This is a genomic window from Streptomyces sp. XH2 (assembly GCF_049725035.1).
Lineage (GTDB): Bacteria > Actinomycetota > Actinomycetes > Streptomycetales > Streptomycetaceae > Streptomyces > Streptomyces roseoverticillatus.
Map to the genome: position 1 here is coordinate 89,543 of NZ_JBMMMZ010000023.1, position 11,880 is coordinate 101,422.

9 protein-coding genes are annotated in these 11,880 nt (G+C 75.3%); all 9 read left to right on the plus strand.

From position 1 onward, the window contains the following. Window positions 1-17 precede the first annotated feature (17 nt). The 9 genes from ACOTKD_RS35740 to ACOTKD_RS35780 all read left to right on the plus strand — a co-directional run bounded on the left by ACOTKD_RS35740 (window position 18) and on the right by ACOTKD_RS35780 (window position 11,761). Entirely contained in the window at window positions 18-1,007 is a 990-nt protein-coding gene (locus tag ACOTKD_RS35740) for an ABC transporter ATP-binding protein (protein ID WP_424893164.1), read from the plus strand. A 49-nt stretch (window positions 1,008-1,056) separates the two neighbouring features. After that, window positions 1,057-2,064, plus strand: coding sequence for an ABC transporter substrate-binding protein (locus ACOTKD_RS35745; protein WP_424893149.1), 1,008 nt, complete (start codon window positions 1,057-1,059; stop codon window positions 2,062-2,064). Between the two features lie 143 nt (window positions 2,065-2,207). Continuing rightward, complete coding sequence (locus ACOTKD_RS35750; RefSeq protein WP_424893150.1) at window positions 2,208-3,461, plus strand: ATP-grasp domain-containing protein; 1,254 nt, start codon at window positions 2,208-2,210, stop codon at window positions 3,459-3,461. Beyond that, the gene (locus ACOTKD_RS35755; protein ID WP_424893151.1) at window positions 3,458-5,206 is read left to right on the plus strand and encodes an IucA/IucC family protein; all 1,749 of its coding nucleotides are present in this window, start codon (window positions 3,458-3,460) and stop codon (window positions 5,204-5,206) included. Before ACOTKD_RS35750 ends, ACOTKD_RS35755 begins: the two co-directional genes overlap by 4 nt. Then, window positions 5,203-6,402, plus strand: coding sequence for an MFS transporter (locus tag ACOTKD_RS35760; protein WP_424893152.1), 1,200 nt, complete (start codon window positions 5,203-5,205; stop codon window positions 6,400-6,402). Before ACOTKD_RS35755 ends, ACOTKD_RS35760 begins: the two co-directional genes overlap by 4 nt. Continuing rightward, window positions 6,403-8,118: an IucA/IucC family protein gene (locus ACOTKD_RS35765; protein WP_424893153.1), complete on the plus strand. Its 1,716-nt coding sequence runs from the start codon at window positions 6,403-6,405 to the stop codon at window positions 8,116-8,118. Further along, window positions 8,115-9,302 carry an alanine racemase gene (locus ACOTKD_RS35770; protein WP_424893154.1) on the plus strand — a complete coding sequence of 396 codons (1,188 nt, stop codon included), beginning with the start codon at window positions 8,115-8,117 and terminating at the stop codon, window positions 9,300-9,302. The genes ACOTKD_RS35765 and ACOTKD_RS35770 overlap by 4 nt, the downstream gene beginning before the upstream one ends. 203 nt (window positions 9,303-9,505) lie before the next feature. Continuing rightward, window positions 9,506-11,371 (plus strand): asparagine synthase (glutamine-hydrolyzing), encoded by a 1,866-nt coding sequence (gene asnB / locus ACOTKD_RS35775; protein ID WP_424893155.1) that lies wholly within the window; start codon window positions 9,506-9,508, stop codon window positions 11,369-11,371. An 18-nt stretch (window positions 11,372-11,389) separates the two neighbouring features. Next, window positions 11,390-11,761 carry a GntR family transcriptional regulator gene (locus ACOTKD_RS35780; RefSeq protein WP_424893156.1) on the plus strand — a complete coding sequence of 124 codons (372 nt, stop codon included), beginning with the start codon at window positions 11,390-11,392 and terminating at the stop codon, window positions 11,759-11,761. Window positions 11,762-11,880: the final 119 nt, after the last annotated feature.

The window sequence follows — 11,880 nt, forward strand, 5'->3', positions numbered from 1 at the left end:
CGCGGGACCCGGCGGCCGTGAACGGCGGCTCGTCGGCCACCGACGGCCCCGCGCCCGCCCCCGATTCCGCCGATGCCCCGGCGCCCGCCGATGCCCCCGAGCCCTCCCGCGCCCCCGCCGTCCCGCACAGCCCCGCGCCCGCCCCGGCGGCAGCCACGCCCACCCCGCCGCCCGCCGCAGGCGACACGTCTCCCCCCAACACCCTCGCCGCCCACCGCCTCAGCCTCGGCTACGCCGGCCGCACCGTCGTCGACGGCGTCGACCTCGCCGTCCCCGCCGGTGCCGTCACCGCCGTCGTCGGACCCAACGCCTGCGGCAAGTCCACCCTCCTGCGCGGGCTCGCCCGTCTGCTCGCGCCCACCGCCGGCACCGTCACCCTCGACGGCGCCGACATCCACCGCATGCCCGCCCGCGCCCTCGCCCGCCGCCTGGGCCTGCTCCCGCAGCAGGCCGTCGCGCCCGAAGGCGTCACCGTCGAAGGGCTCGTGCGCCTCGGCCGCTACCCGCACCAGCGCATGCTCACCCCCTGGTCCAAGGCCGACCAGGCCGCCGTCGAGGAGGCCCTCGCCCGCACCGGCACCGACGCCCTGCGCGACCGCCCCGTCGACCAGCTCTCCGGCGGGCAGCGGCAGCGCGCCTGGATCGCGCTCGCCCTCGCCCAGGACACGCCCCTGCTGCTCCTGGACGAGCCCACCACCTTCCTCGACCTGCGCCACCAGCTCGACGTGCTCGACCTGGTCGACGAGCTCAACGCCGAGGCCGGCCGCACCGTCGTGATGGTCCTGCACGACCTGGGCCAGGCCGCGCGCTACGCCGACCACCTCGTCGTCATGTGCGACGGCAGACCGGCCGCCGCCGGCCCCCCGGCCGACGTCCTCACGGCCGAACTCGTCGAGAAGGTCTTCCAGGTGGAGTGCCGGGTCGTGCCCGACCCGGAGACCGGCACCCCTCTCGTCGTCCCGCGCGCCCGCCCCGGCGGACGCCGCGCCGGCCGGCGACCCCACTGACCCCGCCCCCCACGCCCCGCTCCCCACACCGCCCAGACAGGAGTCCGCCGTGACCACCCACCTCCGACCATCCCCCCACCGGCTGCGCAGAGTACCGGCCGCACTCCTCGCCGTGATCATCGGCGCCGCCGCGCTCACCGCGTGCGGCGACGAGGACAAGGCGAAGGGCGAGGACAAGGCCGGCAGCGCCGGCGCGGCCTTCCCGCGCACGGTCACCCACGCCATGGGCACCACCGAGATCAAGAAGAAGCCGCAGCGCGTCGTCGTCCTCGACACCGGCGAACTCGACGACGTCACCATGCTCGGCATCACCCCCGTCGGCGCGGTCTCCCCCCACATGAAGACCGAGGGCGGCTTCCCGCAGTACCTCGCGGCGAAGACGAAGGACACCAAGGACGTCGGCCCCATGGCCGAGCCGAACATCGAGCGGATCATCTCCCTCAAGCCCGACCTGATCCTGTCCTCCAAGGTCCGCCACGCCAAGGTCTACGACCGGCTCAAGGGCATCGCCCCCACCGTCTTCACGGAGACGACCGGCGCGCCCTGGAAGGAGAACCTCAAGGTCCACGCCAAGGCCCTCGGCCTGGAGAAGGAGGCGGAGACGGCCCTGGGCTCGTACCAGAAGCGCGCCGAGGCCCTGGGCGAGGAGATCAGGAAGAAGAACAACGGCACGATGCCCACCGCGTCCGTCGTCCGCTTCGTCGCCGGCCCCACCCGGCTCTACCAGAAGGCCTCGTTCAGCGGCATCGTCCTCGCCGACACCGGCCTGCGCCGCCCCGCCTCGCAGGACGTCGACGCCGCGATGACCGACGTCTCGCCGGAGCAGATCGACAAGGCCGACGCCGACCTCGTCTTCGTCACCGTCGCCGACGACCCGAAGAAGACCCAGCAGGGCGCCGTCCAGGACAACCCGCTGTGGAAGGGCCTCGGCGCCGTCAAGAACGACAAGGTCTTCCAGGTGCCGGACGAGACCTGGATGTCCGGCATCGGCATCCAGGCCGCGAACCACGTCCTGGACGACATCGCCAAGGCCGCCGGCGTCGACGCCCCCAAGTAACCCCAGGCAGACGAAACCCCGTTCCCCGGACCCGCCGCCGGGCCGACACCCCTCCTCCTCACCGGCCCGGCGGCGCCTCCCCACGCACCCCGCGTATCCCCCCACGCACCACCGTCCCCCGCAGCCTGCCGAAAGGCGCTCCCGTGCGGCTCCATCTCCTCGCCCTGAACCCGACCGACTCCGTCACCCTCGGCTTCCTGCCCGCGGCCGCCCGCCTCGGACTCGACGTCACCCTCCTCACCGACCAGCCCGTGGCCCACCGCCGCGCCTACGAACAGAGCGTCGCCGACGGCGGCAAACTGCCCGATCTCTCCGTCCTCGGCTGCGACGTCACCGACTTCCGCGAGGTCGTCGCCCGCATCTCCGCGCTCGGCCCGGCGGCCCGCCCCGACGCCGTCCTCACCAACAGCGACCACCTCCAGCCCCAGGCCGCCCTGGCCGCCGCCTACTTCGGCCTGCCCGGCAAGGACTGGCGCGCCGCCCTCGACACCAAGAACAAGGCCCTGCTGCGCCGCCGCCTCGCCGAGGCCGGAGCCGAGGCCTGTGCCGACCCCGTCCGCTCCGTCGAACTCGGCCCCGTCGACGAGCCGGAGGGCCTCCCCGGGCGACTCAAGGAGGCGGACCTGCCCTACCCCTGCGTCGTCAAGCCGCGCGAGGGCGTGGCCAGCGAGGACGTCACCCTCGCCGAGGACGCGGCCGCCCTCGTCCGGCACTGCCACGACATCCGCGCCCGCAGGCCCGGCGCCTCCCTCGTCGTCGAGGAGTACCTGGACGGCGAGCTGCACACCCTGGAGACCCTCGGCGACGGCAGCACCCTGCACGTCCTCGGCTCGTTCCGCACCCGGCTGTCCCCGCCGCCGCACTTCATCGAAGAACGCCTCGACCTGCTGCCGGAACCGCCGCAACCGCACACGGAACAGGTGCTCGCCCAGCTGCGCGCCCTCGGCGTCGGCTTCGGCGCCTGCCACACCGAGTACGTGGCCCAGGGCGACCGCGCCCGCCTCATCGAGGTCAACTACCGCGCCATAGGCGACCAGTGCGACATCGCCCTCGCCGACGTGCTCGGCATCCCCCTCTTCGAGCACATCCTCCGCACCCACCTGGGAGAGCCGCTGCCCGCGGACCTGCGCGCCCGACCTGACGGCGGGCTGCGCGTGGAGTATGTCTGCGCGGACCGCGGGGGTACGCTCGAAAAGGCGCCCCCGGCGAGCGACACCGAGCGTGACGGCGTACGGCTGGTCTACCGGCCGCTGCGCGGCACCGGCGAGACGCACCCGCTCCACGGCACCAACCGCGACTACCTCGGCGTCATCAGGGCGACCGGCACCGACCAGGGCCGGATCGACCAGGCAGTCGAGGCCTTCCTGGCCGCACAGCGCTGGGAGATCATGTCATGAGCCTGACCAGTACGGACGTGGTGGAGGACGACCTCCTGCAGCGCGTCCTGAGCACGCTGCTCCGCGAGGACGCCTACGGCCTGCGCGGCCGCGCCCGCACCGAGCACCGCCCCGACGGCGACTGGCTCCACCTGCGCACCGCGGACGAGACCGTCCTGCTGCCCGTGGCCCCCGAGGGCTTCCAGTGCGAGATCCAGGCGCGCGAACCCCTCGTCGAGACGGCCGCCGGCCCCCTCACCGGGCTGCGCCCCGTCCTCACCCGGCTGCGCGCCGCGGTGCCCGCCGAGGACCGGCCCGGCTACGACGCCTTCCTCGCCGAGTGCGAGGAGGCGCTGGCCGCCGCCCGGCTGCACGACCGCGTCCGCGATGACGTCACCACGCACCTCACGGACACCTACGGCCGGCACACCGGCGGCTGGACGGGCCTGGGCGGCTCCCTCGCCTACGACACCCTCGCCGCCTACCGCGACCACCCCGTCTACCCGACCGGCCGCTCCCGCGCCGGCCTCAGCGAAGGCGAACTACGCGCGTACGCACCCGAGTTCCACCCGTCCTTCGCCCTGCACTGGCTCGCCCTCCCGCACGGCGCCGTGCGCGGCGACCGGACCCTCCTGCCCGCCTGGTGGCCCACCCCGGCCGCCCTCGGCCTGCGCGGCCTCGACGCCACCCACACCGCCCTGCCCGTCCACCCGCTCACCGCGGCCGGCCCCCTCGCCGCCGCCCTCCGCGCGGCCGGCCTCGGCGGCACCGCCCGCCACGCCGAGAAGCCCTGGCTGGAGGTGCTGCCCACCCTCTCCACCCGCACCGTCGCCGTCGCCGCCGACCCCGCCACCCACCTCAAACTGCCCCTCGCCACCGCCACCCTGGGCCTGCGCAACCGGCGCACCATCAAGCCCGGCACCCTCCTCGACGGCGAGGTGGGCCAGCGCCTCCTCGGCGAGGTCATCGCCCACGAGCCGCGCTTCGCCGGCCGCGTCCTCCTCGCCGACGAACGCACCCACCTGCAGTCCGACCACGAACTCCTCGCCGTCCTCGCCCGCCGCTACCCGGCCGGCCTCCGGGACGCCCACGTCCTGCCCGTCGCCGCGCTGCTCGCCCGCACCCCCGGCGGCGCCCTCGTCGCCGACGAACTCGCCGACCGCTACTACGGCGGCTCGCTCGCCGCCCTCCTCGACGCCTACCTCACCCTGCTCCTGGACTGGCACACCACCCTCTTCTCGTACGGCATAGCCCTCGAATCCCACCAGCAGAACACCTCCCTCGTCCTGGACGCCCCCGGCGGGAAGCCCCGCATGCGGCTGCTGCTGAAGGACAACGACGGGCCGCGCGTGTACGCCGTGCGCCTGGCCGCCCGGCTCGGCGGCTCGGCCGCCGACCTCCTCGGCTTCGACGACCGGCGCATCCTCGTCGCCGGCGACGGCCCCGTCGCCGACGTCTTCGCCACCATCACCCTCCACCTGTGCGCCGCCGCCCCCGTCTTCGAGCTCGCCCGGCTCGGCCGCGGCGACCTCGGCGGGCTCCTCGCCCGCCTCCGCGACCGGCTCGCCGAGGCCGTCGAGCGCGTCGCCGGCACCTCGCCCGGCGCCGCCGCCGTCCTGCGCGCCCGCGTCCTCGACGCCGACCGGCTGCCCGTCAAGGCCATGGTCACCGCCGGCACCCTGCTCACCAAGGAGCGCTCCGGCGCCGCCGACATCAACAAGCACTACGTCCAGGGCCCCAACTACCTGCGGGACGCCCGGCGATGACGGCCCTCCTCCACGACGGCCGCACCCGCGAGGAACGGCCCGTGCTGCGCAACCGCCAGGTCCACGCCGTCGCCGCCTGCTACTTCGTCGCCTCGTTCGCCGCCCTCGGCCTGCCCCCCTACCTCACCGAGATCCTGCCCGCCCTCGGCGACCGCGGCGCCCGCTGGGCCGGGCTGCTCTACGTCGTCCCCACCGTCTTCGGCGCCCTCGGCGCCCCCCTGTGGGGCCGGCTCGCCGACCGCTTCGGCCGCAAGCGCCTCCTGCTGCGCGCCCAGCTCGGCCTCGCCCTGTCGTTCCTGCTCGCCGGACTCGCCGACAGCCTGCCCGCCTTCACCGCCGCCCTCGTCCTCCAGGGCGTCCTCGGCGGCACCTTCGCCGCCTCCAACGGCTACCTCGCCGCTGCCCTCGACGGCCGCCGGCTCTCCTGGGCGCTCACCCTGATGCAGGGCAGCGCCCGCCTCGCGCTCGTCGCCGCGCCCGTCCTCGTCGGCGGCCTCACGCCCTGGCTCTCCCCGCACCGCCAGTACGCGCTCCTCGCCGTCCTGCCCCTGGCCGCCGCCCTGATGCTGGCCGCCCTCCCCGAACCGCCGCGCACGGCAGGGCCCGCGGCCGCCGCCGCGCCGGCCGGGGCACCGCCGCCCGGCCCCCTGCGCACCCTCTACGCCCTGGAGTTCGCCTTCGTCCTCGCCACCGTCATCTCCTACCCCTACCTGCTCACCCTGGTCGGCGAGCGGCTGCCGGGCCTCGGCCCGTCCGCCGGCGGCGCCCTCTTCGCCCTCCCGCACGCCTGCTACCTGCTGCTCGCCAAGCCCGTCCACGCCGCCGTCGCCCACCGCCCGCACCTCGGCGCCGTCACCGGCTTCGCCTGCGTGGCCGCCGCCCTCGCCGGGCACTGGGGAGCCTCCACCGTCGCCTCGTTCGTGGCGCTGCGGCTGCTCCTCGGCGCCGGCATGACGCTGGGCCTGGTCAGCCTGTCCGCACTCGCCGCCGAGGCCAGCCGGGGCCGCGGACCCGGCCGCCTCTTCGGCTCCCTGGAGTTCATATCCAAGGCCGGAGCCGTCGTCGCCGGAGCGGCGGCCGCCGCCGCAACCGGCCTCTGGGGCCCGGCCGCACCCGTCGTCGCAGGATCCGCCGTCGCAGCCCTGACGGCCGTCGTCAGCACCACCACACTCCTCCGCACCCGCTGGAGCCGCTGAATGTCCTCCGCACCCGCAGCCGCCCTCCCCGGCGTGGCCACCGCCGACCACGTGGTCGCCCACACCCTGCTCAACTGCCTGCTCCGCGAGGTCTCCGGGCCCGAGCACCAGACCGCCGTCGCCGACGGCCACCTGCTGCTGCGCCTGCCCCGCTGCGGCGTCCTGCTCCGCGTCGGGCTGCGGCGCGCCTCCCTCTTCGGCGCCCACCGTTTCACCGGCCCCGTCCGCGGCCGGCGCGACGGCGACTGGACCGAGCTGACCTGGCAGGACCTCGCCGAGCACATCCACCGCGAGCTGGAGCTGCGCACCGGCGTCCGCAACGAGGAGTTCCTCGGCCAGGTGGCCGCCAGCCACGCCGGCGTCACGGCGGCCCTCGACGCCCCCCGCGGCACGGCGGGCCCCGACCCGTACATGGACTCCGAGCAGTCCCTCCTCTTCGGCCACCGCTTCCACCCCACCCCCAAGGCCCGCACCGGCGCCGCCGCGGACTGGACCCGCTACGCCCCCGAGGCGCGCGCCCGCTTCCCGCTGCACCACCTGGCCGTGCGGCGCGAGCGCGTACGGCAGGAGACCGCGACCGCCGGGGCCCTCGCCGCCCTCGACCGGCAGCGGCCCGTCCCCGAGGGCTACGTCCTGCTGCCCGCCCACCCCTGGCAGTACGCGATGCTGCGCGACCACCCGGTGCTGCGTGCCGCCGTCGCCCGCCGCGACGTCCTCGACCTCGGCCCCGGCGGCACCCCCTTCGAGCCGACCGCGTCCGTGCGGACCCTCTACGACGGCCGCGACTTCCTCAAGTTCAGCCTCAACATCCGCATCACCAACTGCCTGCGCAAGAACGCCGAGTACGAGCTGGCCGGCGCCGTCGCCCTCACCCGCCTCCTCGAAGGGGCCGCCACCGACCTGGAGACCCGCTTCCCCGGCACCGGCCTGCTGCGCGAACCCGCCTACCGCACCCTGGACCTGGGCAGCCGCGACCTCACCGAGGGCTTCGGCGTCATCGTCCGCGAGGGCCTCGGCGCCCGCCTCGCCCCCGGCGTCACCGGCCTGCTGGCCGCCGCCGTCGCCGACGAGTACCCCACCGGCGGCGCCCACCTCGGCAGCCTCCTGCACGGCGCCGGCCCCGCCGAGGCCCTCGCCTGGTGGCACGCCTACCTCGGGCTGCTCGTCCCGCCCGTGCTCGCCGCCTACTTCGACCACGGCGTCGTCCTCGAACCCCACCTGCAGAACGTCGTCCTCGGCGTCGGCGCCGACGGCACGCCCCGGCAGGTCCTCTTCCGCGACCTCGAAGGCACCAAGCTGCTGCCCGGCCACCACGCCGCCGCCCTCGCCGCCCTCCCCGCGGACGTGGCCCGGCCCATGACGTACGACCGCGAACGCGGCTGGGACCGCGTCGTCTACTGCCTCGTCGTCAACCACATCGCCGAGGTCCTCGCCGCCCTCGCCGACCGCCACCCCCACCTCGAACCCGAGCTCTGGTACGCCGTCCGCCGCACCTTCGCCGACCGCGCCGGCGCCCACGGCAACCCCCCGCTGCTGCGCGCCCTCATCGCCGGCGTGCCGCTGCCCGCCAAGGCCAACCTGCTCACCCGCTGGGAGCGCAAGGCCGACCGCGACGCCGGCTACGTCCGCATCGCCTCGCCGCTGGTGCCCGACCTGCTGTCCACCGCCGGCCTCACCACGGCCCCCCGCACCGAGACCTGGAGTCCCGCACCGTGATCCCTCCCCGCGTCGCCGGCCACGCCACGGCCCTGCCCGCCGGCGACCTCCCCGCCTACGTCCACGACCTCACGGCCCTGGCCGCCGACGCCGCGGAGATCCGCGCTGCCCTGCCGCCGGAGACCGAGCTGTACTACGCCGCCAAGGCCAACCCCGCCCCCGAACTCCTGCGGGCCCTCGCCCCGCACGTCAGCGGTTACGAGGTCTCCTCCGGCGGCGAACTCGCCCACGTCCGCGAGGCCGTCCCCGGCCTGCCGCTCGCCTTCGGCGGCCCCGGCAAGACCGAAGCCGAACTGCGCCTCGCCCTCGGCCTCGGCACCGAGCGCGTCCACGTCGAGAGCGAGAGCGAACTGCGCCTGCTCGCCGCCCTCGCCGCGGAACGCCCCGGAGAAGCGCCCACCGACATCCTGCTGCGCGTCAACCTGCCCGCCGGCGACGGGGAACTCGGCGGCGCCGCCCTCGCGATGGGCGGCCGCCCCAGCCCCTTCGGCCTCGACCCGCGCCGCGCCGAGGCGTGCCTGCCCCTGCTGCGCGGCACCCGGCTGCGGCTGCGCGGCATCCACGCCCACCTCGCCAGCGGGCTCGACGCCCCCGCCCTGCTCACCGTCGCCGCCCGCGTCACCGCCTGGGCGCGCGCGCTCGACGAACGGCACGGCCTCGGCCTGGACGAGGTCAACGTGGGCGGCGGCATGGCCGTCGACTACACGCGCCCGCGCGCCCGCTTCGACTGGGCCGCCTACGGGACCGGCCTCGCCGCCCTCGCCGCCGAGCACCCCGGCTACCGGCTGCGCATCGAACCCGGCCGCGCCCTGACCGCCCACTCCGGCTGGTACGTCACCGAAGTCCTCGACGTCAAGCACAGCCACGGCGAGGCGTTCGCCGTCGTGCGCGGCGGCACCCACCACCTGCGCACCCCCGCGGCCAAGGGCCACGACCAGCCCTTCACCGTGCTGCCCGCCGACGCCTGGGAGCGCCCCTGGCCGCGCCCGGCCGCGCTGGACGAGCCGGTCACCCTCAGCGGGCAGCTGTGCACGCCGAAGGACGTCCTCGCGCGGGGGGTCCCGGTCGCCGAGCTGCGGGCGGGGGACCGGATCGCCTTCGCGATGGCGGGCGCGTACGCCTGGAACATCTCGCACCACGCCTTCCTGATGCATCCGGCGCCCACGTTCCACTTCCTCTCCTGAACTCCTCTTCCGCGCCCGGGAGTCGGCTGGTTCCGGACTGCTTTACCGGCGTTTCACCGCCACATGGATGGCCTATGCATCTAAATGGGCGTACGGTGATGCGTGCGGCCCCCGCCGCCCCCGAGGCGGGGACCGCACCTCACGGGGGATCAGCCATGCCCGGAGCACCCGGGACCGGCCTACCGAAAGGGGAGACCGCAACCATGTGCGGGATCACCGGATGGATCTCCTACGCCGACGACCTCACCACCCCCACGGCCGCGCGCGCCACACTCGACGCGATGACGCGGACCATGGCCTGCCGCGGCCCCGACGCCGGCGGCACCTGGCACGGCCCCCACGCCGCCCTCGGCCACCGGCGCCTCGCCGTCATCGACATCGAGGGCGGCGCCCAGCCCATGAGCGTCGAACGCGACGGCCGCACCCTGCTCGTCACCACCTACAGCGGCGAGGTCTACAACTACCGCGAGCTGCGCGCCGAACTCGAAAGCCACGGCCACGCGTTCCGCACGCAGAGCGACACCGAGGTCGTCCTCCACGCCTACCTCCAGTGGGGCGAGGACTTCACCGAACGCCTCAACGGCATGTACGCCTTCGCCCTGTGGGACCCGCGCACCGAGGAACTCCTCCTCGTCCGCGACCGCATGGGCATCAAACCGCTCTACTACTTCCCCCTCCCCGACGGCGTCCTCTTCGGCTCCGAGCCCAAGGCGATCCTCGCCCACCCCGCCGTCCGCCCCGCCGTCGACGCCGAAGGCCTCGCCGAACTCGTCGCCTTCACCAAGACCCCCGGCCACGCCGCCTACAAGGGCATGTACGAACTGCCCCCCGGCCACACCGCCCGCATACGCCGCGGAGGCCTCACCCTCCGCCGCTACTGGGCCCTCGAAGCCCGCGAGCACACCGACGACCTCGACACCACCGTCCGCCACGTCCGCGACCTGCTCGACGACATCGTCGGCCGCCAGCTCATCGCCGACGTCCCCCTGTGCACCCTGCTCTCCGGCGGCCTCGACTCCTCCGCCATCACCGCCCTCGCCGCCAAGGGCCTCGACGCCGCCGGAGCCGGACCGGTCCGCTCGTTCTCGGTCGACTTCACCGGCCACACCGAGAACTTCCGCCCCGACCCCATGCGGCCCACCCCCGACGGCCCCTACGCCCACGCCCTCGCCGCCCACGTCTCCTCCCACCACTCCGACATCGTCCTCGACGCCGCCGACCTGATGGCCAAGGCCAACCGCGACGCCGTCCTCGCCGCCCGCGACATGCCCGTCAGCGGCTTCGGCGACGGCGACGTCTCCCTCTACCTGCTCTTCAAGGCCATCCGCGAACAGTCGACCGTCGCCCTCTCCGGCGAGTCCGCCGACGAGGTCTTCGGCGGCTACCGCTGGTTCCACGACCCCGAGCACGTGCACGCCGACACCTTCCCCTGGGCCGCCGCCGGAGCCGCCGACCGCTTCGCCGGCGAACACAGCGGCGGCCGCTCCGCCCTCCTCGACCGCGGCCTCCTCGCCAAGCTCGACCTCGCCGGCCACCAGGACTCCCGCTACCGCGACGCACTCGCCGAAGTGCCCCGCCTGCCCGGCGAGACCGGCCTCGAACGGCGCATGCGCGAAATCAGCTACCTGCACCTCACCCGCTTCGTCCAGCTCCTCCTCGACCGCAAGGACCGCGCCAGCATGGCCGTCGGCCTGGAGGTCCGCGTCCCCTTCTGCGACCACCGCCTCGTCGAATACGTCTTCAACACCCCCTGGGCCATGAAGACCTTCGACGGCCGCGAGAAGTCCCTCCTGCGCGCCGCCACCCGCGACGTGCTGCCCGCGAAGGTCGCCGACCGCGTCAAGAGCCCCTACCCCAGCATCCAGGACCCCCGCTACGCCGCCGCGCTGCGCGCCGAGCTCGGCCGCGTCCTCGCCGACAAGGACGCGCCCGTACGGCCCCTCCTCGACACCGAGGCCGTCGCCGGCTGCCTCGCCGAGGACGCCGGCGAGTCCTTCCGCTCCGCCACCGAACTCGTCCTCAACCTGGACACCTGGCTGCGCATGCACGACACCGCGCTGGAGCTGTAGAAGCTGTAGAGTCCGGGCGTGGCCCTGAAGATCACCGTCGACCCGGACGCGGCCGAGCCGCCCTTCGAGCAGATCCGCGCCCGGATCGCCGAGCGCACCCGCTCCGGCGAGCTCCCCGTCGGCTACAAGCTCCCCACCGTCCGCGGCTTCGCCGAGGAACTCGGCCTCGCCGCGAACACCGTCGCCAAGGCGTACCGGGCGCTGGAGGCCGACGGGGTCATCGAGACCCGGGGCCGCCACGGCTCCTTCATCGCCGCCCCGGGCGACACGGCGGCGCGGGAGGCCGCGGCGGCGGCGCGCGCCTTCGCGGAGCGCGCCCGGAGACTGGGCCTGGACCACGGGGCCGCCCGCGCGGCGGTGGAGGACGCGCTGCGGGCGGTGTACGGGTAGTCCGCGCGCCGGTCCGGCACCGCCGGACCCGCACGTCGTGGTTGCTCGCCGCTGCGGCGGGCGTTTTCTTCCGCCGCGGCGGCGCTGAGCCACGACGAGGCAGGCCGGCGGTGCCGGAC

Excerpts from the sequence above, each read along its gene's own strand:
- ACOTKD_RS35755 (WP_424893151.1), top strand. The coding sequence starts at position 3,458 with ATGAGCCTGACCAGTACGGACGTGGTGGAGGACGACCTCCTGCAGCGC.
- ACOTKD_RS35760 (WP_424893152.1), top strand. The coding sequence starts at position 5,203 with ATGACGGCCCTCCTCCACGACGGCCGCACCCGCGAGGAACGGCCCGTG.
- ACOTKD_RS35765 (WP_424893153.1), top strand. The coding sequence starts at position 6,403 with ATGTCCTCCGCACCCGCAGCCGCCCTCCCCGGCGTGGCCACCGCCGAC.
- asnB (WP_424893155.1), top strand. The coding sequence starts at position 9,506 with ATGTGCGGGATCACCGGATGGATCTCCTACGCCGACGACCTCACCACC.